Here is a 20,021-nt window from a genome sequence, read left to right as displayed (position 1 = left end):
GTGCGATCAGGCTCAAATGGCCGTGATCATTAATTGAGTCAGGCGAACGCTCTCATGGACCCAGAGCCGAGATGATCTTGCAACGTCGAGTGGCTTCAGGAAGGAGTCCCTGCCGCAGAAGCGCAAAGAGTCCTACGGCCGGGGGCACCTGACAATGGAGAGGCCCGAGTTCGGCTGCTGGTGCCGCATCGGCCAGCGAGGCTGTCTCCTGGGTTCGGGCGGGTTGCGTGGGGGCGAATCGATATCGGCGCTGATTGCCGACTACGTCCTAGCGGCCGGGGCGCACAGCGCATCCCGAAGGTCAACCAACGCCACTTCCGGCTCAGCACTTCGCCATTTCGCCGCACTCTGGCCTGGTTTATCGCACGTCGCCCCGGTAGCGATCTCACTGGTTCCCTGGTCCGCGGGCGGGATGAAGTTCCGGGTTACCCGCGCGATCGTTTGGCGAGTGCGTCACCTCCCCCGGCGTCGTGTCATGAGTGAAGGAAGTCGCCGACAAGCTAGAGATCCTCCTCAACGGTTGACGTGACGACACCGGACACCGATGACGACTGTCCAGCCGTGTTCATCGACCCTGAGACCGGAGACTTCTACTTTCAGGGCGACACGGTCACAGATCCGGACGTGATCGCCTGGATCAATTCCGACAGTCGGATCAAGGACACAGAGTCGGTGGTACGACTCGCCGCAATGGCGGAGATCATCATGGAGGCGGCCAGTGGCAGGTACGAACGGGGCAAGCGGCGGTTCACGCCCGACACCCACCCCCGGCCCGCTGAGAACGTACGGAGCACACGAGAGCAAGCCGACATTCGCTGAACTACTAGCCGAATGCGATACCTCAGCCGTGCATCTGGAGATGCACGATCAACATCTCGTGACCGATCCGCGCTACCTGGCATGGAAGGAAGGCCGACCCCAACCAGAGACGCCAGGTGGAAGAGCGTTCCGCGAAACGGTCAGTGAGGCGGTAGCGCGAGGTGTGACGATCCGCCGGGCTCGTATCGTCTCGGAGCCGGTCAGCGACTATGTCCGCTGGGAGCACAGCCTCACGGCTGACCACAACATCGCCGCAGGTGAACTGGTCCGTTGGCTGCCCAGAGCGTTCGCGTCCGCTCTACCACTGCCCGGTAATCCCTTTTGGGTATTTGACCGGCGACTTGTGCGATTTTCCCTATTCGGTGGGGACGGCCAAGTTGTCGGCCACCAGTTCACTGAGGACCGTGCCGTCGTGGACCTTTGCGTGGCCGCGTTCGAAGCAGTGTGGGACCTCGCGATTGACCATGAGGACTACAGCCCTCCTGCCGCTTGATCAAGAGCCGTGCCATCCTCGTCATCGCCCAGCGCCCAGCAAGCCAGGCGAGCTCTCGCTGACCAACTCCGCGAGATCCGGCTCAATGCCGGACTGCCGCGAAAGAACTGGCGGACCGTGCTGGCTGGCACACCGAATGGACCGACGATCCGTCCGCGCACGGCGAGGACGGTGTCGCGGTCCTGGCCAGCGGCTCCCGCTGGTGTATCGCGGACGGCCTGGCGAAGGTCCGTGGCCTGCCCCCGGGCGCGGAGGTGGACATCGCCTGGTCGAGGTACAGCCGCGACGGCAAGACGTTCAAGGATGATGCCTGGCCGCTGACGGCGCACGCCGACGCCGACGGCCGGGTCGAGGAGTCCGTGGGCGGTCAGTTCTCGCTCAACACCAACAACCAGTTGCGTCTTCGCGTGCTCAACCCGCGCGAGGACGTCGCCGCGGCAGTCGTCGAGAAGGTCTCGATAGCCAAGATCAGCATGTCTGGCCGCTGATCACCCGCTTCCAACCCTCACCCAATTCGTTGGAAGCGCGGCCCGTGCTTCCAGCCTGCGTTAAACCCCCGCCATGGTGGCGGGACTCCCCGGAGGAGAGGCACATGCACGCTGAGCCCGTAACCTATTCCAGGCCCGTGGAAGCCAAGGTCAAGACGATGACCCTAACTTCCTACTTTCGCCGGTATGGCCATCCTGCAGGTGGTCGCGGACGACCCGTCGCTGATCTCGCTCCTGCCCGACTGGGTGGAGGCGATCGTCATGCCGCTAGTGCCGACCGGACTGGCGGCTCTGGCCGGCTACAAGGCCAAGCACACCCCGCGGCCGGACCTCCCGGCCAACCTGCGGTAGCACCTGCACGAAAAGCGATCGAGAGGTCGGCGGCAACGACAGCGACCCGCTGCACTTCGACGACGCGCTCACGGCAATGAGGAGCGACGCCGCAGGCGTGCCCCTAGGTGTTCGATGACGTGGGCCTATCGTCGGTCCAGGATCAAGACGTCGGTCACCATCGCATCCGGTGCCGGACGGCAGGTTCCGACCATCCGCCAGCCCCACCTCAAATACATGGCATGAGCAGCGGCGGCAGGGTTGGCCAGAAGCGTCGCATACGGCTCAGGCCGCCCCTCCAGGAGGAGATCCAGCAGGCGTTTGCCGTAGCCGTGACCGCGATACTCCGGCAGCAGATTGAGTTCGATGACCGCGAATTTCGCCTGCGCCACCGCCTCAAGCGGGCCGGGTGTCGTCTCGCCGCCCCACCAGGCCCCTTCGGCCATCGGAAGACCGAATGCAAACCCGACCAGCTTCCCGGCCTCATCGTTGGCGGCGACGAGGGCGAACCCCGCACGCTGGGCCTGGGCGCTTGTCCGGTCGCGGAACCTGTCGCGCCGATACAGGGGGTCCATTGTTGTACGGCGGTTCTTCTCTGATCCGGAGGTACACCTCGGCGTATTCGTCGCCGAGGACAGCGGCGGCGGCATCCTCTCCGGTCATGCGGTGGAAGGCGATGCTCATCACGAACCTCTCGGAAGGGCCAGCTTCTCCCGGTATTCGATCACAGCGGGCAAATGGGCTCGTAACTCGTTCTGAGGCACGACAGCGACAACGGTCGAAGCCGCGTGCAGGACGAAGCTCGTCACATCATCCGTGCCGAGTAATTCCAAAGTCCTCCGCGCGTAGGCCAGTCCTTCTGACACATCTCCTGAGCGCACCGCAGAGGTAGCCACATGCAGGTGCACTTGTGCCGACTGGCGGGCGGCATGGCGCGACCGGCCGGGAGCGTAGGCGGCGATCGAATCTTGCTGCGCCTGGCCGGCAGCAGGATGGTCGGCGAGGGTATAAACGAGCGAGCGAGTGTGAAGCAGCCTCTGTACCGGCCAACCCCACACAGACACCTCATCGTCGGTGATCGAGCCGGGAAGCAGCTTGTACACGCGCGCCTGCTCGTCGAGCGCCTCGAATGAACCCTGACGATCCCCCATTAAGGCCAAAGCATGCGCCCGAGCGCCTAACGCCTTGGTGGTCGCATGGCAAGGCATCCCGCGAGATGCCTTCAAGGCTGAATCGACGCGGGCGAGGATCAGCGGGAGCGGCCGGGGCTCGTAGAGTCCCAGGATCGCCTCGAAGGACGCCACAAGGGCGACCATGTCGTCACCGGCCGCCGCGGCGACTCGGCGCGCTGAGGACCACCAGTGGTGGGATTGTCTGGTGTGACCAGCCGAACCGAGAGCGTAGGCGAGGAACATCATCATTTCGGCATTGACTCGTGCCCAGCCTGTAGCTCTCTGCTTGGGCATGATTTCCTGCAAGGTCAGGATGTCCACGCTCAGGTCGCCGATCACTTGAGGCAGTGGGTGAGAGACCATCCGGGTGCGCGTACTCCCACGCGCGCTCCTCCCAATCGGCCAGGTCTGGCCCGCCCAACCCTTGGTCTATGACCGTATGCAGGCGTTCTAGTCCGTCCAACGGGGTAAACGCGGCGGTTGCTCCCAGGCCGACGATGCCGATGAGCAGTTGACGGCGTAGTTCTTCCATATCCATAGCATCGTGGGGGCGCGCGCTGGAGACGACAGGCTGGCGATCCGTATGGGCCTGGCCGCCGACGTCCTCCGTAGCCATGGTCCTCGCGCCAAACTGAAACGTTTCTCGCCGATTCGTTGGCGCTTCCTTTTCACGAGATGTCCTAGCGACACCTAAAGGCACTGTTATGACATCAGGAGGTCGAAACCCTTCGGGACGTTCCAGCCTCTTGGTGTTCAGCCAGCTCAGAGAGGCTGTCACCGGTGTAGGTCTTGGAGGATGGTGGGTGTGAGCGGACACGGAAGACTCCCCAGTGGCGGACATGAGGGCTCCCCACTGACGGACAGATAACCTCCCCGGTCGCGGACAGGAGATCTCCCCACGAGCCCCGGAAGACACACCGCAAAGTGGTCGTCCGTGAAGACGAATGAGGAGATCATGGAGATTCTGGCTGCCTACGACCTCACAGGCAGTTACCGGCGAGCGGCCGAGCTGGCCGGCTGTGACCACCACACCGTGCGCCGTTACGTGCTTTTGCGCGGTACCGGGGCCGACCCGGCGGCCCGTGCCGAGCGGGTGAAGATGATCGACGTCTTCATGCCGAAGATCGAGGAACTGGTCGAGGAGTCCCGCGGACGGATCGGCGCCGACCAGGTTCACAAGAAACTGGCCGCGATGGGCTTCACCGGCACCGACCGCACGACGCGGCGGGCGGTCTCGGCGGCCAAGCACTCGTATGCGTCCGGGCACCGCCGGGTGCACCGGCCGTGGATCCCCGAGCCGGGCCTGTGGCTGCAGTGGGACTGGGGAGCCGGCCCGCGCCTGGACGGGCGGGACACCTCACTATGGTGCGCGTGGCTGGCCTGGTCGCGCTACCGGGTGGTGATCCCCGTGCAGGACAAGACGATCCCGACGATCGCCGCGTGCCTGGATGCGACGTTCCGGATCCTGGGCGGCGTGCCGACCTACTGCCTGACCGACAACGAGCGCACCGTGACCACGGAACGGATCGCGACACTGCCGGTCCGCAACCCCGACATTGTGGCGATCGGCCGCCACTACGGCACGGTGGTGCGCACCTGCCGCCCCTACGATCCGGCATCCAAGGGCGGAGTGGAGAACACCGTGAAGATCGCCAGACGAGACCTGGTGCCGGCCGAGGTGAACCTGCGCCCCGCCTACGCCTCCTGGGGCGAACTGGAGGAAGCGTGTGACGCGTTCACCGCGCAGGTCAACGCCCGGCTACACCGCGAGACCCGCAAGATTCCCGCCCAAGCCCTGGCCCAGGAGCGGCAGCGGCTGCACCTGCTACCCGAGATCCCCTACACCGCCGCGTTCGGGCAGACCCGCAAAGTCCACGACAAGGAGGCCACGATCAAGGTCGACGAGGTCCGCTACTCGGTGCCCTCGACGCTGGCCGGGCAGCGGGTGTGGGTGCGCTACCACGGCCGGGACCTGGTGGTCATCGGCATCGTCGACGGGACCGCGGTCGAGGTTGCCCGCCATGTCCGCTCCACGCCGGGCAACCCGTGCATCCACGACGAGCACTACCCCGGCTCCGCACGCGGCCTTCAGGCCGCCCGCCCCACCACTGCCGCCGAAGAGGAGTTCCTCGCGCTCGGGCCGGGCGCCGAGGCGTGGCTGAGCGAAGCCGCGGCCAGCGGGGTCCGGCTGATCGCCACCCGGATGGCCGAGGCGGTCGCGCTGGCCAAACTCCGCGGCACCGGCCAGGTCGACCGCGCCCTGGGTGCCGCCGCGCTGGCGGGCCGATTCGCCGCCGCCGACCTGCGCTCGATCCTGGACCATCAGGCCCACCATGACGCCGAGGCGGTCGCCAGAGCCGGGGAGGAACACAGCCTGCAGCCGGGCACCGGGGCCTGGTCCGGCTTTGGAGGCCACCCGTGAACCTCATCGGCCCCGATCCCGGCCCCGATCCCGTCGCCGATCCCGTCGCCGATCCCGTCGCCGATCCCGTCGCCGACCCTGGCCGCGATTATGACACCGGCGCCGGCGAGTGGGCCTGGCTCCCCTTACGGATCTGGTTCGTTGAGGAACTGCGCGCTGTCTTGCGCGCCGCCGGCCAGCACGCGTTCGACCACCCCGACGAGGGCGGCCGGCTCGCCCGCGACCTGGCCTACCACGAAGGCATGCTCGGCTGGCACCTGCACAAACACAGCACCCAATGTCCCGGGCCCACCGCCTCCCCTGACATCGATCCAGCCGTCAACCCCGACACCAAGGACACCCCCCGATGAGCATCGACATCCCCGCCCCGGCCCGCCTGGCCGCTCCCACCGGCGCCGCGGCCGCCGTCTCCGGCGCGGCCTACGAGGAGGCGATCGAACTGACCCGCAGGCTCAAGCTCCCCCACATCCGCCGTGCCATGGCCGAGGTCATCCCCACCGCCAAGGCCCAGCGCTGGGATCCCGCCGAGACGGTGAAAGTCTTGCTCGCCGAGGAAGCCGCCGGACGAGCGACGGCGAACCTGCGCACCCGCCGCGCCCGAGCCGCGTTCCCCACCGGCAAGACCTTCCACATCTGGAACGAGCAGGCATCCTCCATCCCGGCCCCGACCCAATCCGCGCTGCGCACCCTGGAATGGGTCGCCCGCCGCGAGAATCTCTGCGTGGTCGGCCCGTCGGGCACGGGCAAAAGCCACTTCACCGAAGCCCTCGGGCAAGCGGCCGTCGACGCGGGAATGACCGTCGCCTGGTTCACCATCGAGGACCTGGGCGGGCTGGTGCGCCGCCACCGCGTCGACGACTCGGTGGCCAAGGCGTTCGCCCGGCTCACCCGCACCGATTTGGTCATCGTCGATGACATTGGCCTGCTGCCGGTGTCCGCCGACGCCGCCGAGGGCTTCTACCGCCTGGTGGATGCCGCCTACGAACGGCGGTCTCTGGCCGTGAGCTCGAACCTCCACCCCTCGGGATTCGACGAGATCATGCCCAAGACCCTCGCGACCGCGACAGTTGATCGCCTTCTGCACCACGCGCACGTCGTGGTCACCAACGGTGACAGTCACCGGCTCACCGAAGCGACCGGCGGACACGGAGTCGTCCCGCTCAGCTGAGCTGTCCCCCCGGAGATCTACTACCCGACCGGGGAGAACTGCTGTCCGTCAGCGGGGAGGTTATCTGTCCGCCGATGGGGAGTTCCTATTGTCCCTTGACAGGTGGGCGTCGATGCCGCCCGTTCCACCCCCTTCGGTTGACGAAATGTTGGCTGGGAGGTGCCAGCCTGCTGCCTGTGGAGGCTTGCACGCTAGGGGTTGTCTGCTTTGCTCTATCGGGGGCGCACAGCCCTACCAAGCGCGGGTGTGGGTAGACGCCTTTGCCTGAGCCAGGACCGGATTGAACGGTAAGGCCCCTCAGGGTTGGAGCTCCAATTAGACGTGTCCTGACCTGCGGGTTTGCACATAATGTGGCTGGGAACAGCGCGATGAAACCCCAAGGAGCCGAGCTTTGAACGAGTGCGATCACCAAGTTCTCCGCCCCGTCGATCCAGAATCCTGAAGATCCGGAAGCGTATGAGGCCGTGGCGGCCAAGGTGCAGCTCTCGATGTACTTGCTTCATCAGATAAGAGAGTGGTTGCGCAACCAGCAGCCAGAACTGCTGGCCCAAGCCCTTCCTCGATGGCTCTGCCCAAGTTGCGGCCATCCCGTTGATGTCGCGGTTGAGAGGCGAAGCCCCTGACCTCTGGCCATGCGCGATCCCTGTCAGCTCCCGTGGTGACGTTACGCTGACCCGGACATGCCTGTTTCCACCATCGTGTGGAGGATACTCTGGGCCAATGCTAGATCAGTGGCAGCAACGAACCTCTGACGCTTATTCATGGCCGCGTTGATATCGGCGAGAGTATCGAGTCGATAATCCAGTGGAATAGGGCGACCTTCGAGATCAAGAACGGCACCCCCAGCAGCATTGAGGATGTAATGACCTGGAGCTAGGTCCCATATCGCAAACCCTTTAGCGAACTCGACCATGGCATCGGTAAAGCCAGCGGCCACATGGCAGAGGCCGATCGACCCAAAATCGACCCCAAGGCGTCCCCGCCTCAAGCCATCCTGAGATCGCTGCCCCAACGCCTGCAAGAGATGAGTTTGCTTAGCCATCGGGAGGAAGCGTTCAGTTGGCTTCATCAAATAATTCGTGATCAGTGACTCAGGCAATGACTGGGACTCTCCTAGGTGAAGAGGATGGTGGTCTCCGTCTCTCGTAACTACGAACACTTGGTCTTGCCCGTCTTGATCACGTGCCGCAACGTAGACTTGAAGATGATGAAAAATGTCACCAACCACAGCTGCGATCGGGCGGCTGAGGGCACGCGAGTAGATCATGGCATGGGTATAACCATGCAGGGCTCGAACTGCGAGTTCGCTTGTATCAAGGGGATCGACCAGCACGCAGAGGTCGGGGTCTCGATCGGTCCCAATTACTTGCGGATCTGCCTCCTCTGAGGCATAGATGTATGATGGAATTCTTGAGCTAATCAGCTTTTTATATCGCTCATGCATCCATATATCATGGGCGGATAGAAAATTGCCCTCATGTCGAATGTTTTTGTTCTCCGCACGTTCTCTTGAAAGGGCGGCATCTACTAGCCGCGGGCGGATCTCACTCATGACGGTTTTGACCAGATCAGTGAGATGAAGTGCAACATCTGGCAAGGGTACCCGCGAAGTCATGGTGTTCCATCTCCTGCATTTCAGCGAAGTTCTAGGGGCGGTTCAATCCCGGGTGGACTCATGGTCGCCGCGATGAATACGGCAGCGAAATCGGCTGCCCGCATGATTTCTGCACCCGTTAGATCATCGAAATTTCTCACTTCAAGTGAAGGGTCCTTTGTCATCGCACCGAAGACGGCGAAATATATCTCAGCCCCCGGGTAGCGATGCCGGATTTCTTGAGTGATGATTCCGACCACATTTGCATGTTTTACTTCGAAGTCACATAAGACGATCGTCGGCGCGTCTCGCAAGTCCGGATAGGCCGAAGCATTGTCAAGAGTGATACCATCATGACTTTTGTTACACTTAAGATAGCCGATAGGACAGCGCCCGAACTGTGCGGACGCTAGGAAGGTTGCCATCACCAGGCCGGCCTCGTTTATACCGAAGCAGGCATCGGCATCCAAACGCCGCCCTAGATTCTTTATTTGACTGATTAGTCGTTCGAGCCCGTATCCGAAGGATGTCCATGTTAAATTGAGTAGTTGCCCCGAGTGAGGGTTTGGCAACGAATACAGCCGAATTGCTGGATTCCCATACTCAACTGTAGGGACGTCCAGAAAGAAATCGGGGCCAATAAGATTTTCGCCTGCGGAGGATTCGCGGGAACTCAATTTTGCAGACTTACTGGCGTCGATGATTGGCGGTTTCGTTTCCGGTAACAATTTGGCGGACGCCAGCTTCAACGAAAGCTGATCCTCGGGGGCTAAGCGCTCATATGCCTCGGCCACTAGGTCGCCAGGAGAGATGATTTCGTCTGCCATGCCATGGGGGCCGCGACTGTAGGCAGTGGCGAGAATTAGCAAGCTCGAATAGGTTGGTGGAGATCCACCCCCGCCGTGACTCCGCGCCCATGTCTCCCATGCATTTACAGTGGTACCGCCAAGGCTAGTCTGATGCCCAGTTACCTCGTTGTATCGAGCAGCAGCTTGATCTTGCGAGAGCCCGCAGGCGTAGCGATGTGCTTGCAGGCTACAGACATCAGGATGCCGAATCATCAATTCGCTGGCTGTAGCCCTGACAGAACCCAACTGCTGCCAAATCTGCCTTCCCAAGCGCGCTAGCTCGCGCCCTCGCGCTTGAGGGCTCACGCCGGTCTGCCTTTGAGACGTCACTGGGCCTCTCCCGCACTGCTTGGAAGCAGGTGTGCTCGTCGCTGTGCTACGTAGCGGCGGTTACTCTATTAGTTTACCCATTCGGATGGGCAATCTAATGCCAGTCCTGAAAACACGCAGGTCAGCGCCGCCCACAGATCCGGTTATCTACACCCCTTGCCGTAGGTGTGCCGTCCTCATGGAACTGCGATCCTCAAAACCCACCTTCTGTCAAGGGTGGCCCGAGACTGGACGGGCTCGAACTGGCGCTGACACGACCAGCCGAGCCCTTGATCGCACGCGGAGGTGCGACCCATGGGAGAGCCTAGAGCCATTGATGCCGCCGTTGCGGCAGTACTTACTGAAGCCGATCCGGAGTTGCTGAAGCGCAGGGGCCTGGTCCCCGGCGCGGTGGCCTATCAGGCAGAGGTCCCCAACAGCGCGCGCATCTACGATCGCCTGCTGGGCGGGAAAGACAACTTTGCCGCTGATCGTGATGCGGCAAATCGGCTGGTGCAGTTGATTCCCGATCTTCCCCTTCATGTGCAGGAGAACCGGTCCTTCCTTCACCGGGTAGTGACGGAACTGGCCGGGCTGGGAGTCCGGCAGTTCATCGACATCGGTTCAGGGTTGCCGACTCGCGATAACACTCATGAAGTCCTCCAGCGGAGGATGCGAGCGATGGTCGCCGGCACTGGCCGACCGGTGGAGCAGACGCGGGTGATCTACGTCGATTACGACGAACTGGCCTGTGTCCATGGCCGTGCCTTGGTCTACGGCTTGGACGGGGTGGCGATGGTCCACGCGGATCTGCGCACCCCCGAGGCGATCATGGAGGATGAGACGGTCCGCGACTTGATCGACTTCGGTGAGCCGGTCGCGGTTCTCATGATCGCCGTCCTGCACTTCATCACCGACCAGGAGGACCCCGCCTCCATCATCGACCGTTTCCGCCTCATGCTTCCCGGAGGAGGCTACCTGGCCATCTCCCACGCCTGCGGGGACGAGATGAAGCCGGACGAGCGTGAGGCGGCCGTGGCGGTTTACGCGAAAGCCTCGGCTCCGATAACCGTGCGGACCAAAACGGAGATCACCGGCCTGTTCGACGGCTGGGAGTTGCTGGAGCCCGGCGTGTGCGAGGTGTCGCAGTGGCGGCCCCAACTGGAGAAGATCCTCATCGGCGGGAATGGCGCGCCCAGGGTGGAACGGTCGGGTGCGGCCTTCATCGGCGCGGTGGCGAAGCGATGACGGCGGAAACGGTCGGCAATCCCCTGCCGGAGACGGAGGCCGGACCGCTCGCCCGGGTACGGAGCACGCTGCGAGCCCAGAAGGTTCTCTCGTTCTATCGGGAGGACCAGGACGACCTATCGCCGGACACCGGCTCGCGCGGCGACCTGGATGGGGACGATGTCGGCCGGCGGCTGGTGGTGGTGCATCCCCGCGGCGGGAAACCGGCAACCATCGGCTGGGCGAGTTCTCTGGGCGCCTACCTGTTGAGCGTCCCGCGCAGCGATGGCGGCGCCGACTCGCTGACGACAAGGACGGAGCAGGAGACGGTCGAGGCTCTGGCCCGCTTATGGGAGGGCACGGCGGTGGGCCAGCCGGTGACGGCCGCCGACCGGCTGAGGGAGCTTCGGCTGCTCCTGGAAGCCCGTGGGATCGCCACGAAAATCCTGAAAGCCGATGTAGAGGCCCGGCTGGAGGTCGAGGCGCCGGGCATCGCGGTGACGGTGACCGTGGGCGGCCGGGGCATGGCGTATCTGGTGTGCATCGGGTCGGGCCGGGAGGCTCCGATGCTGATGGCCGGCGAGGCCGGTGAAGCGGCCGGGTTCGTGGTACGCGGGATCAACCGGGGGCCTGACGCGTCCCCTGATTGAAGCGCATCCGGTCTTACAGGCTCGTAGTACCCCTCTCGGGTTCGGTGTTCGTCTCATCAGCTTGCGGCGAGAAACGAGAAAGAGGATTTCATGATTGTTCGAGGATTGGCCCTGGTCTCCTGTCTGACTGTCCTGCTTGCGGTGATGGTCACGCCTGCGGGTGACCTAGTTTCTGCGATGTACGAGTTCGCTTACTCGGCGGCGATCCTTGCGGGAGTGGCGGCGCTGCTGGTGGTCGCGTTGCACGTGGACCATCTGATGGTCGGAGCATGGCGGCAGATGATCCGAAGAGGAACGGCGCCCTAGTGCGTTATCCAGCTCGCAGCTGGCCGGTTTGCCCTCCTCGTAGCCGCACTCCACGGGCCAGCTGTGATCGTCCTCAACCCACTGCTCCCAGCTTCCATTCATCCTTAGGCGGGGCATGGCATGGGTGAAAGAGCCGTGATGGAGACGACGTTCCGGGATCGGATTTCCTGCGTGATATTCGACTACGGCAGTACGCTCACCGAACTCGATGCCCCGCCCGAGCCTGCCCTGGGGATGCGGCCGGTATCGGCGGGCGCGGTAGCCGCGCTAATGGCCTTTCGCAAGGCCGGGCTGCGCATGGTTCTGGCCTCCAACACCAAACCCGAGCAGGATCGGCGGCTGGCATTGCGGGCCGCCGGGGTGGAAGACCTGTTCTCGGTGGTACTCCAGTCCGCGCAACTCGGCGTGGCCAAGCCCAGCACAACCTTCTACGCGATGGCCATCGCCGCCGCCCAATCTCCGGCCGATCAGATCGTGTGGGTGGGCGACAACATGCGGACCGACGCTCTGGGGCCCGTCATGAACGGCATGCGCGCTGTCCTCGTCCGCCCCTTCGGCCTGGACGACGGGGAAGTTCACCCCTTCGGCGTTCACATCGTAAAGGACGTCGAGTCGGCCGCCCAATTGATCGTCTCCCACACGAAATGGTTCATTGTATGAGCATACGAGGGGACGGGCGCGTGAGTTCACTTCTTCTCTACTTTACCGCTCTCTATATTAAGCAACAGGCCGATAAGGAGGGATAACTCGACACCAATCCTTGTGGTATGCAACGTTCAATTCGATTCGCCCTCCATATGGACCCCGGAGGAGATCTCTACCAGAGAGGAACGCACCTCATGAACGAGACCGGGTTGATGACGGACCAAACCAGTCTGCTGATCGCCGTAGAAGAACTGGCGTCGGCGCACGATCGCCAGCAAGCGGAGCGCTCCGACCTCACCAGCTCAATGAACAGCGCTGGCGACGACGGCGACAACCGAGACCTGAACCTTCCCAAGGAATAGGAGAAAACATGGAGCACCGGCTCATCACCGGTATCGAGAAGGCGCTCGGCTGGGATGGGCCGGGCACCATGGGTACCGCGTTCACTCGCGGGCATTTGGCGGACCCGACGCTTACTATCCGCCTGCTGACCCCCTACCGGCTGCTGGACATCGTCAAGCGGCGCCATCTGTCCAACCCGCAACTACGCTGTTACGCCGAAGGGGACGAACTGCACCCCTCCTCCTACCTGTCCACCGCCGTAAACCGGCGCAGGCAGGCGGTCACTCAGGCCGACATGGCCGCCCTCGGAAGAATTCTCGGTGGCGGTGGGACCGCCATACTCGACGCCATCGATTCCTTCGATCCGACCTTCGAGGTGGCCTGCCGCGCGCTTGGGTGGTGGTCAGGCGAACTGGTTTCCGCCAACGCCTACCTGGCAGTCGGCGAGACCGATGGCTTCCATCTCCACTGGGACGATCACGACGTGATCGCTGTGCAGCTTTCCGGCGAGAAGGCATGGGAGGTGCGAGGCCCCTCCCGGCCGGTGCCGATGTACCGCGATGCTGAGCGCAACCTGGTGCCTTCAGAGACGATCCTGTGGTCGGGAACCATGGTGACCGGCGACGTCATGCACATTCCGAGAGGGTTCTGGCATACCGCCACCCGACTTGGTTCCGGAAGTGAGGGGCACTCCCTCCATGTGACCTTCGGGATCACCAAGCGAACCGGGGTGACCTGGGTCAACTTCCTGTCCGACACCGCGCGTGCAGACGAGGACTTCCGTACCGATCTGGAGAGCCAACAGGGTTCACTCAAAGGTGAACTACTCTCTGCGAAGCTCGCCGAACTGGCCCGCGAATACAACTCGGAACGCTACCTGGCCAAGCTGCGGGCGACGACCCCGCCCGCCCGGCACATGCCGTACCTGCCGACGTTCGGCCCGCTGGAACAGGTCGTAGCCGTCACCGAATTCGCACCGACCATCACCTCGGCGGACGCCACCGTTCAGGTGGCCGCAGGAGGCAAACGTCTCACCTTCCACGGCCGGGCCGAGTCAGCGCTGCGCGACCTGCTGTCCGGGCACCCTGTCCGCCTCGCGGGAGGCGGCCCCCACCTCATGGACCTGGCCGAGCAGTTGATCAAGGAGGGGCTGTGCGCACCGTTGAACGACGAATTGTCCTCGGGCTATACCGATCTAGTCCCATCCGTGAGCTACTCAAAGGAGCGCTCGACCTTGGTGTGACCGCACTCGATACCGCCTACAACTACCAGCACTTCGGCTCACATCGAGCCCTGGCCGCCACCGCAGCCGACCTTCTGCCGGACTTCTCCATCTCCACCAAGGTCGGCTACTTCCCCGGCGGCCACGACCTGGACCCGACGCGGCTTCGCCACGCAGTCCGACAGTCAGCCCAGGACCTCGGCCGCACACCGGACACCGTCTTGCTGCACAATCCGGAGCGTTCGCCTGGCGGCTTGGTTGATGGGTGCGCTGCGCTGGAGCAGGCACGCCAGGAAGGGCTGTGCCGCGCATGGGGCATTTCCACCTGGGATCCACAGCCTTTGCTCGGTCCTCTGCTCGATGGCACCGGCGCGATACCACGCCCGGATGTGGTCATGGTTCGTGCCGGGTTGACCGTTCCCGCGGCGGTGCTGGAGGCTGGAGAGCGGTTCGCCGAGCACGTTCGCGCCCGCCGCGTGTGGGGCATGGCCCCCTTCGGCGGGGATACCTCCGACCCGGTGTGGGCGAAGATCGACACGTCCTTGTTCCTGGCACCGGGGCAACAGGCCACGGCCATCCAGGCAGTCACGGCAGCGGCATTCGCGATACCCGAAGTAGCGTGCCTGGCTGTCGGAACCAGCAACCTCGACCATCTCAACGAGGTGTCCCAGGCGAGCCGTCTGGAAGCCGACATCGCCACCGTGAGGAGATATCGGGATTTGCTGAGCAGGAGGGCTACGGTAGGCCGATGAGCCCCAGCCCGAACGGCCGGCCAGCAAGCCCCAGCTTGGATGATCTGTCCACCGTTGGCATTGATGATGTCCTGGACATCATCGAGCAGCGGCTTGGGTGTCGGCTCCGGCACGAGGACGGCCACTTCAGCAGGTACAACGGGAGCGCTGGATTTCCCACCGAGGCGGACACCTGGGTACGGCTGACCTGGCGAAAGGCGAGGCGCATCAACGCCCAGGCGTGGACCGGGTTCGAAGGGGCGCAGGCCATCGAGGGGGTGCCCCGGCCTCGATGGTCGTCCGCTGTCATCTGGTTCGACATGGTCCGGGATGTTGTGTGGCGCGCTGATGAAATGACGCTGGCGGATGATCCGGTTCTTTCCGTGACGAGCGAGATTATCAGCGATCCCTTCCTTCCCGAACAGTGGTGGACCGACCTGCGGTCGGCGCTCGCTTCCCTGGCCGGCCACGCCACGGACCGGGTCTGTATGAGCCAGGCCCATCTCACATCCCGGATTCACGAGATCTACGGGGAGGAGGTTGACACCACGATCACGGATTGGGCTTGCGCGCACGGCGATCTCGGCTACGCCAATCTGTGCGGGCCGCGCCTGGCACTCCTTGACTGGGAGAGCTGGGGAATGGGTCCGGTCGGCTGGGATGCGGCTTGTCTGTGGTCGGCTTCGCTGGCCGTCCCTCAGCTTCCCGAGCGAGTCCTTGCCCTCTTCGATGACGTCCTGTCCACACGTTCCGGACGCCTGTCCCGGCTGTTGCTGTGCGCCAACACCGCGCGGGCGTTCAAAAGATCGGGCCTGTCGGCACCAACGACCGAGACTATGGCAGCAGTCGCAGATTCACTCCTTGACGAACTGCGCTGATTCGGGCTGGGCAGAGAATTTTGTTCGCCCCCGTGATGATCAGATATCCGGCAATAGTGGGCCAGATCGAGGATTCTGCCATTGGCCCGCACTCAACGGCCCCCACAGGTCATTCAAGGAGAAGAGTCCTCCGACCCTCCTGGAACCACTTATTTGGGTGGTCTCAGTCCTTGTCCCCGACTCGTCCTGGAAGCAGATCCACGCCGCCCGCTCGGCGGCCGTGCTTTTACCCGGGGCCAGGTCTCCTTCCGCCAGGCGGTGATCTCCTCATGGTCACGCTCGACCGCGCGTCGGGTCGGGACCTGTGGCGACCATCCGATCCGATGCAGCAGGTAGGAGGTCCCGCGCAGCGTGTAGGAGACCCCGGTCAACTCGGCGATCAGCGTGCTGATCCTGGCCAGAGTCCATCGCTGGTCCTGCCACCCGTGCGCGGTCGGACCGCGTCCCAGCTCCGACACCAGGACCGCGATCTGCCGCTCGTCCAGCCGGCACGGCAATCCCTGCGGGTCCTTTGGAGGCCAGCGCGGCCTTCCCGCCGTTCTTCCAGGCCCGATGCCACAGGTTGGCCGACTTGCGCGTCACCCGCAGCTGGTGGGCCACCTGCGGCGGCGTGAGTCCGGCCGCGAACAACTCCGCCGCCTCAAACCGGACCTGCTCCCGCTTCGCCCGGCCCTCCGCCGTTAACCCTCCACCATCCGGGTACCGCATACCTCGGTTGTACTGCTTAAACACATCGATGTAATTAACCGGTGACGCTACGAAACCCTACCCATTCAAGATCTGGTAGCGCCCCTGTCCAGGTTGCCCTGATGGGCGAAGCCGATCCGGAGTCTGGTGATTCCCGCTATCTTCATCGGCTCAGGTGTTGGCGCCCGGCTTGTCGCGCCGACATCACTGCCGGTGGCGGTGGCCGTGTGCGCGGCCGTGACGGCGGCGGCCATCGTGCTGGTGTATCGCGGGCCATCCCGTCAGATGCGCGATGCTGGAGCACGGCTGATCCCTATTTGGAGCGAGGTAGCCCACCAGGTGCCGGTCGGCCATCAAGAGGTGCTCGCACGGGCGATCTCCCGCAAGCAAGCCCGCCATCCTGCGGTCTCGGGAATTCACCCCTATCTGCTGCCGTGCCCAGACAGCGTCGAGGACGGCAGCTGCAATCACCTGCCGTGCACCTACATCGGGATGCTTCGTGTCGCTACCGCTTCGACCTCAGGGTGGGCAGCCGGGAGCTCCAGACCTTCGGCGGCACGTTCCAGATCGTCCACGGTGCGCATCTCGGCGTGGTGGTGACCACCTCGACCTTCACCAAGGCCGCGCTCGCCTACGCGGCCCAAGCGGACATCCGGACCTACGATAAGACCGCCCTCGCAGCCTGGGCATCCGCGACCGGCCCCGCTCCATGGAACTGGCCTCTCACACCATAGTGGCGCGGGATCACCACAGACCGCCGCCTCATTGGAGTTTGTGGATCAAGGCACCATGGCCAGCTGCGAGGACATGGGCATTACGTAGCGGGATCCACAGGCATCGCAGCCGAGTGGGCGGGCGTAGGCCGTCATGTTCCTCGCTGCTGTTCCAGTCTCTTGGGCGGGCACCTGGAGCGGCAAGCTGGAAGAAGTAGCGCCGTTGGACCTCAGCGCGCAGAGGGCTGACGTCGTAGGTGGTGCGTCCGATGAGCCCGACCATCTGGAGATCATGGAGGTTGGTCTCCTCCATCGCTTCGCGTAGTGCCGCGGCTGACGGCTTCTCTCCAAAGCGAATGGTGCCTCCGGGGACCTGGAGGCCCACCTCGGTCCATGGGTGGTCAACATGGCGGATGACGAGGAGTTCGCCAACGTCGTTGAGGATGTAGGCGAGCGCCTTGAACACGATGGTCTTGCTGGCCATGGATGGGTGACGGGTTCCTTGGGATGTGGTCGGCCTGGCTCGAAAATGACCAGCGGTTGGGGCGCTACGCGGTTAGGGTTCGAGCATGCCGAATCCTGTTGTGCGTACTCGGATCGCGCCGTCGCCGACGGGCATGTTCCACGTGGGGAATGCCCGATCCGCCCTGTTCAACTGGGTGGTAGCCAAGCAGGCAGGCGGGGTGATGGTACTCCGGATCGAGGACACTGACGCGGAGCGCAACAGCCAAGCCGGGGTGGACTCCATCCTCGATGCGATGGCGTGGCTCGGCATGGGCCCGGAAGAGTACGAGGGGCCGTACTTCCAGTCGGCGAACCTTCAGGCGCACAAGGACGCGGTCACCGAGCTGTTCGGCAAGGGGCTGGCCTATCGCTGTGAGTGCACCCGCGACGATGTCATCGCGCGCACCGGCGATTCGAACAAGGGCTATGACGGGTTCTGCCGCGATCGGAACCTCCCGGAAGGCGAGCGGCGGGCGGTACGGTTCCGGACGCCGGACGAGGGCGTGACCACGGTCGTGGACCTGGTGCGCGGCAAGCCGACCTTCGAGAACGCCCTTCTGGAGGACTTCGTCATCGCCCGCGGTGACGGGACGCCGACGTTCCTGCTCGCGAACGTCGTCGATGACCTGCTGATGAACATCACGCACGTCATCCGGGCCGAGGAGCATCTGCCCAACACCCCCAAGCAGCAGTTGCTGTGGGAGGCGCTCGGGCACGAGCCTCCGGTCTGGGCGCACGCGCCGGTCCTGGTGAACGAGAAGCGGCAGAAGCTGTCCAAGCGGCGCGACCGGGTCGCGTTGGAGGACTTCCGGGCCGAGGGCTATCTCGCCGAGGCGATGCGCAACTACCTGATGCTGCTGGGCTGGGCGCCGGGCGAGAACCGCGAGATCGTCCCCTGGGAGGAGATCGTCGCGGAGTTCTCTCTCGCGGACGTGAATCCGTCGCCTGCTTTCTTCGACGTGAAGAAGCTCCGCGCGTTCAACGGCGACTACATCCGAGCGATGGAGCTCCCGCGCTTCATCGCCGCGTGCCGGCCGTGGGTCGAGGGGCCTGACGTCCCGTGGCGGCCCGAGGCGTTCGATCCCACGTCGTTCGCGGCCCTGGCCGAGCTCGCCCAGACCCGGGTCTCGCTGCTGAGCGAGATCATCGACATGGTCGACTTTGTTTACCTGGACGATCTGGTGCGCGATGACGGCTCCTGGGCCAAGGCGATGAAGGACGACAGCGCCGAGATCCTCACCGCCACGATCGCCGCGTATGAGAAGGCGGAGTGGACGGCTGCGGAGCTCAAAGCGGCGCTTGAGGCGGTCGGCGAGGCGCGGGGCCTGAAGCTGGGGAAGGTTCAGGCCCCGGTCCGGGTCGCAGTCACCGGCCGGACGGTGGGACTCCCGCTGTTCGAATCGCTGGAGGTCCTGGGCCGCGAGCGGTCGCTCGGCCGGATGCGCGCCGCTCTGGAGCGGCTGGGCTGAGGGCTTCACGGCAGTCTTGGCGCTGGCACGGTCACCCCGAACGGCGGCGTGACCGTGCCGAAGTCGGTGCCGAAGGTCTTGTCGGCCAGGGCGAAAAGCTGCGGTGCGTACATGCCGACGGGACGGCCTGGGAGGTCGGCCAGGTTCAGGCGGGCATGTAGCTGCCAGCCCCTTACCCACGGCCGTAGCGTCATGTGTCCGTGGACGGGTTGGGCGGACAGGTGCGGGCCGTCCGCCGCCCATGCCAGGGAACATTCGGAGGCGTCTTCCGAGGCGCGAGTAGCGAGGCCATAGATGTCGATCCTGGAGCTGGTCAATGCCGCCGCGGCGAGTTCCTCGATGGCTGGGAGGTCGGCGTTCTCGCGGGCGAGGATAGTGGCCGCGTGGAGCATGACCCTGACGAAAGGGTCGGAGCCCTCGAAGGCTGAGGTAAGCCGGGTCGTGAGTTCGGTCGGAAGGAATCCGTAGGCCGTGAGAATGCCGTCTGCGGCGAAGGGCCCCCTGTAGGCGAACGCGCCGTCCAGGAACGCTCCCGCTCGCCGGGCCGCCTTCTCCAACTCTGGTTCGGTTCTGCCGAGTGGGACAGCGCCCGCCCAGAGGAAGGTTCCTCGGTCGGGACGCGGCAGCGACAGAAGTTCCAAGGGCGGGAACACGGCGGTTCTGCCGTTGAGGACCATGCCATGAACCCGGCACGGGACCCCTTCCAGGAGCGGCATGAGACGCACTCTCATCCCCTCGCCGAGGAAGGGGAACCCGGATGGGATGTCGTCGCGCCACCACCAGATGCCTTCTCCTCCCGCGCTGGGAGCGCCGCCACGATGTTGCACGCTGGCCACGACTCCGCGGCCGTCGCCGATCGTGGCGGCCAGTTCGGGGAAGGATGGGCCCAGGTCGCAGATCAGGGACTCGGCCCTCGGAATGTGGGCGAGGTCCCAGAGTTGGTCCACCAGCATCTTGTCCTCCACCATCGTCCATGCCGATTGGCGGTGTCCGAGACGAGGGCG

Annotated in this window: 24 protein-coding genes and 1 pseudogene; 17 read left to right on the top strand and 8 right to left on the bottom strand. The window is 64.3% G+C overall.

What is annotated here, in order from left to right; genetic code table 11:
• Positions 1-561 precede the first annotated feature (561 nt).
• From Acor_RS27230 to Acor_RS27215, 4 genes are all read left to right on the top strand, one after another.
• The gene (locus tag Acor_RS27230) at positions 562-819 is read left to right on the top strand and encodes a hypothetical protein (protein WP_174876200.1); all 258 of its coding nucleotides are present in this window, start codon (positions 562-564) and stop codon (positions 817-819) included.
• A 28-nt stretch (positions 820-847) separates the two neighbouring features.
• Positions 848-1,312 carry a DUF6879 family protein gene (locus Acor_RS27225; RefSeq protein ID WP_246239170.1) on the top strand — a complete coding sequence of 155 codons (465 nt, stop codon included), beginning with the start codon at positions 848-850 and terminating at the stop codon, positions 1,310-1,312.
• Between the two features lie 254 nt (positions 1,313-1,566).
• Positions 1,567-1,800 (top strand): hypothetical protein, encoded by a 234-nt coding sequence (locus tag Acor_RS27220; protein ID WP_155339600.1) that lies wholly within the window; start codon positions 1,567-1,569, stop codon positions 1,798-1,800.
• A gap of 186 nt (positions 1,801-1,986) precedes the next feature.
• Positions 1,987-2,151, top strand: a complete 165-nt coding sequence (locus Acor_RS27215; protein WP_155339599.1) for a hypothetical protein — start codon at positions 1,987-1,989, stop codon at positions 2,149-2,151.
• Positions 2,152-2,276: 125 nt separating this feature from the next.
• Here the strand turns inward: Acor_RS27215 and Acor_RS27210 are convergent, their stop codons facing one another.
• Positions 2,277-2,705: a GNAT family N-acetyltransferase gene (locus Acor_RS27210; protein WP_170317102.1), complete on the bottom strand. Its 429-nt coding sequence runs from the start codon at positions 2,703-2,705 to the stop codon at positions 2,277-2,279.
• A gap of 108 nt (positions 2,706-2,813) precedes the next feature.
• Positions 2,814-3,641, bottom strand: a complete 828-nt coding sequence (locus Acor_RS27205) for a hypothetical protein (RefSeq protein WP_155339597.1) — start codon at positions 3,639-3,641, stop codon at positions 2,814-2,816.
• Positions 3,642-4,236: 595 nt separating this feature from the next.
• On the opposite strand from Acor_RS27205, the gene istA reads away from it, so the two are divergent.
• The 3 genes from istA to istB are packed head-to-tail and all read left to right on the top strand — an operon-like array spanning position 4,237 to position 6,892.
• Positions 4,237-5,724, top strand: coding sequence for an IS21 family transposase (istA, locus tag Acor_RS27200; RefSeq protein WP_155339596.1), 1,488 nt, complete (start codon positions 4,237-4,239; stop codon positions 5,722-5,724).
• Positions 5,721-6,074 carry a hypothetical protein gene (locus tag Acor_RS27195; protein ID WP_155339595.1) on the top strand — a complete coding sequence of 118 codons (354 nt, stop codon included), beginning with the start codon at positions 5,721-5,723 and terminating at the stop codon, positions 6,072-6,074. The genes istA and Acor_RS27195 overlap by 4 nt, the downstream gene beginning before the upstream one ends.
• A complete protein-coding gene (istB, locus tag Acor_RS27190; protein WP_155339594.1) occupies positions 6,071-6,892 on the top strand; it encodes an IS21-like element helper ATPase IstB in 822 nt (273 codons plus the stop codon). Before Acor_RS27195 ends, istB begins: the two co-directional genes overlap by 4 nt.
• Positions 6,893-7,556: 664 nt before the next feature.
• Here istB and Acor_RS27185 read toward each other — a convergent pair.
• Positions 7,557-8,507: an inositol monophosphatase family protein gene (locus Acor_RS27185; RefSeq protein WP_155339593.1), complete on the bottom strand. Its 951-nt coding sequence runs from the start codon at positions 8,505-8,507 to the stop codon at positions 7,557-7,559.
• Between the two features lie 20 nt (positions 8,508-8,527).
• The gene (locus Acor_RS27180; protein WP_155339592.1) at positions 8,528-9,313 is read right to left on the bottom strand and encodes a hypothetical protein; all 786 of its coding nucleotides are present in this window, start codon (positions 9,311-9,313) and stop codon (positions 8,528-8,530) included.
• Positions 9,314-9,958: 645 nt separating this feature from the next.
• Between Acor_RS27180 and Acor_RS27175 the strand changes: the two genes are divergently transcribed.
• The 8 genes from Acor_RS27175 to Acor_RS27145 all read left to right on the top strand — a co-directional run bounded on the left by Acor_RS27175 (position 9,959) and on the right by Acor_RS27145 (position 15,644).
• Positions 9,959-10,891: an SAM-dependent methyltransferase gene (locus Acor_RS27175; protein ID WP_155339591.1), complete on the top strand. Its 933-nt coding sequence runs from the start codon at positions 9,959-9,961 to the stop codon at positions 10,889-10,891.
• Positions 10,888-11,520: a hypothetical protein gene (locus Acor_RS27170; RefSeq protein ID WP_155339590.1), complete on the top strand. Its 633-nt coding sequence runs from the start codon at positions 10,888-10,890 to the stop codon at positions 11,518-11,520. The genes Acor_RS27175 and Acor_RS27170 overlap by 4 nt, the downstream gene beginning before the upstream one ends.
• 90 nt (positions 11,521-11,610) lie before the next feature.
• Entirely contained in the window at positions 11,611-11,826 is a 216-nt protein-coding gene (locus tag Acor_RS27165; RefSeq protein WP_155339589.1) for a hypothetical protein, read from the top strand.
• 138 nt (positions 11,827-11,964) lie between these two features.
• Positions 11,965-12,486: an HAD family hydrolase gene (locus Acor_RS27160; protein ID WP_170317101.1), complete on the top strand. Its 522-nt coding sequence runs from the start codon at positions 11,965-11,967 to the stop codon at positions 12,484-12,486.
• A 179-nt stretch (positions 12,487-12,665) separates the two neighbouring features.
• Positions 12,666-12,833: a hypothetical protein gene (locus Acor_RS42370; protein ID WP_170317100.1), complete on the top strand. Its 168-nt coding sequence runs from the start codon at positions 12,666-12,668 to the stop codon at positions 12,831-12,833.
• Positions 12,834-12,841: 8 nt separating this feature from the next.
• Entirely contained in the window at positions 12,842-14,056 is a 1,215-nt protein-coding gene (locus tag Acor_RS27155; RefSeq protein ID WP_155339587.1) for a JmjC domain-containing protein, read from the top strand.
• Positions 14,053-14,787: an aldo/keto reductase gene (locus Acor_RS27150; RefSeq protein ID WP_218034511.1), complete on the top strand. Its 735-nt coding sequence runs from the start codon at positions 14,053-14,055 to the stop codon at positions 14,785-14,787. Before Acor_RS27155 ends, Acor_RS27150 begins: the two co-directional genes overlap by 4 nt.
• Positions 14,784-15,644 carry a protein kinase family protein gene (locus tag Acor_RS27145; RefSeq protein ID WP_155339585.1) on the top strand — a complete coding sequence of 287 codons (861 nt, stop codon included), beginning with the start codon at positions 14,784-14,786 and terminating at the stop codon, positions 15,642-15,644. Before Acor_RS27150 ends, Acor_RS27145 begins: the two co-directional genes overlap by 4 nt.
• 149 nt (positions 15,645-15,793) lie before the next feature.
• Here Acor_RS27145 and Acor_RS44705 read toward each other — a convergent pair whose 3' ends face one another.
• Both Acor_RS44705 and Acor_RS46400 read right to left on the bottom strand, forming a co-directional pair.
• Positions 15,794-16,141, bottom strand: coding sequence for a helix-turn-helix domain-containing protein (locus Acor_RS44705; RefSeq protein ID WP_246239168.1), 348 nt, complete (start codon positions 16,139-16,141; stop codon positions 15,794-15,796).
• A gap of 34 nt (positions 16,142-16,175) precedes the next feature.
• Positions 16,176-16,352, bottom strand: a pseudogene (locus tag Acor_RS46400) (helix-turn-helix domain-containing protein); the annotation flags it as partial.
• A gap of 503 nt (positions 16,353-16,855) precedes the next feature.
• On the opposite strand from Acor_RS46400, the gene Acor_RS43450 reads away from it, so the two are divergent.
• The gene (locus Acor_RS43450) at positions 16,856-17,065 is read left to right on the top strand and encodes a restriction endonuclease (RefSeq protein ID WP_218034509.1); all 210 of its coding nucleotides are present in this window, start codon (positions 16,856-16,858) and stop codon (positions 17,063-17,065) included.
• 28 nt (positions 17,066-17,093) lie between these two features.
• Here the strand turns inward: Acor_RS43450 and Acor_RS27130 are convergent, their stop codons facing one another.
• Positions 17,094-17,528, bottom strand: a complete 435-nt coding sequence (locus tag Acor_RS27130; protein WP_155339583.1) for an NUDIX hydrolase — start codon at positions 17,526-17,528, stop codon at positions 17,094-17,096.
• 85 nt (positions 17,529-17,613) lie between these two features.
• Between Acor_RS27130 and gltX the strand changes: the two genes are divergently transcribed.
• On the top strand, positions 17,614-19,017 hold the full coding sequence (gene gltX / locus Acor_RS27125) for a glutamate--tRNA ligase (RefSeq protein ID WP_155339582.1): 1,404 nt from the start codon (positions 17,614-17,616) through the stop codon (positions 19,015-19,017).
• Between the two features lie 5 nt (positions 19,018-19,022).
• On the opposite strand, the gene Acor_RS27120 is transcribed toward gltX, so the two are convergent.
• Positions 19,023-19,970, bottom strand: coding sequence for a hypothetical protein (locus Acor_RS27120; RefSeq protein ID WP_170317099.1), 948 nt, complete (start codon positions 19,968-19,970; stop codon positions 19,023-19,025).
• Positions 19,971-20,021 lie beyond the last annotated feature (51 nt).

This window comes from Acrocarpospora corrugata, from assembly GCF_009687845.1.
Taxonomy (GTDB): Bacteria; Actinomycetota; Actinomycetes; order Streptosporangiales; family Streptosporangiaceae; genus Acrocarpospora; species Acrocarpospora corrugata.
Note: the sequence above shows the minus strand (reverse complement) of the source record. Positions and strands in the feature narration are given on the sequence as shown.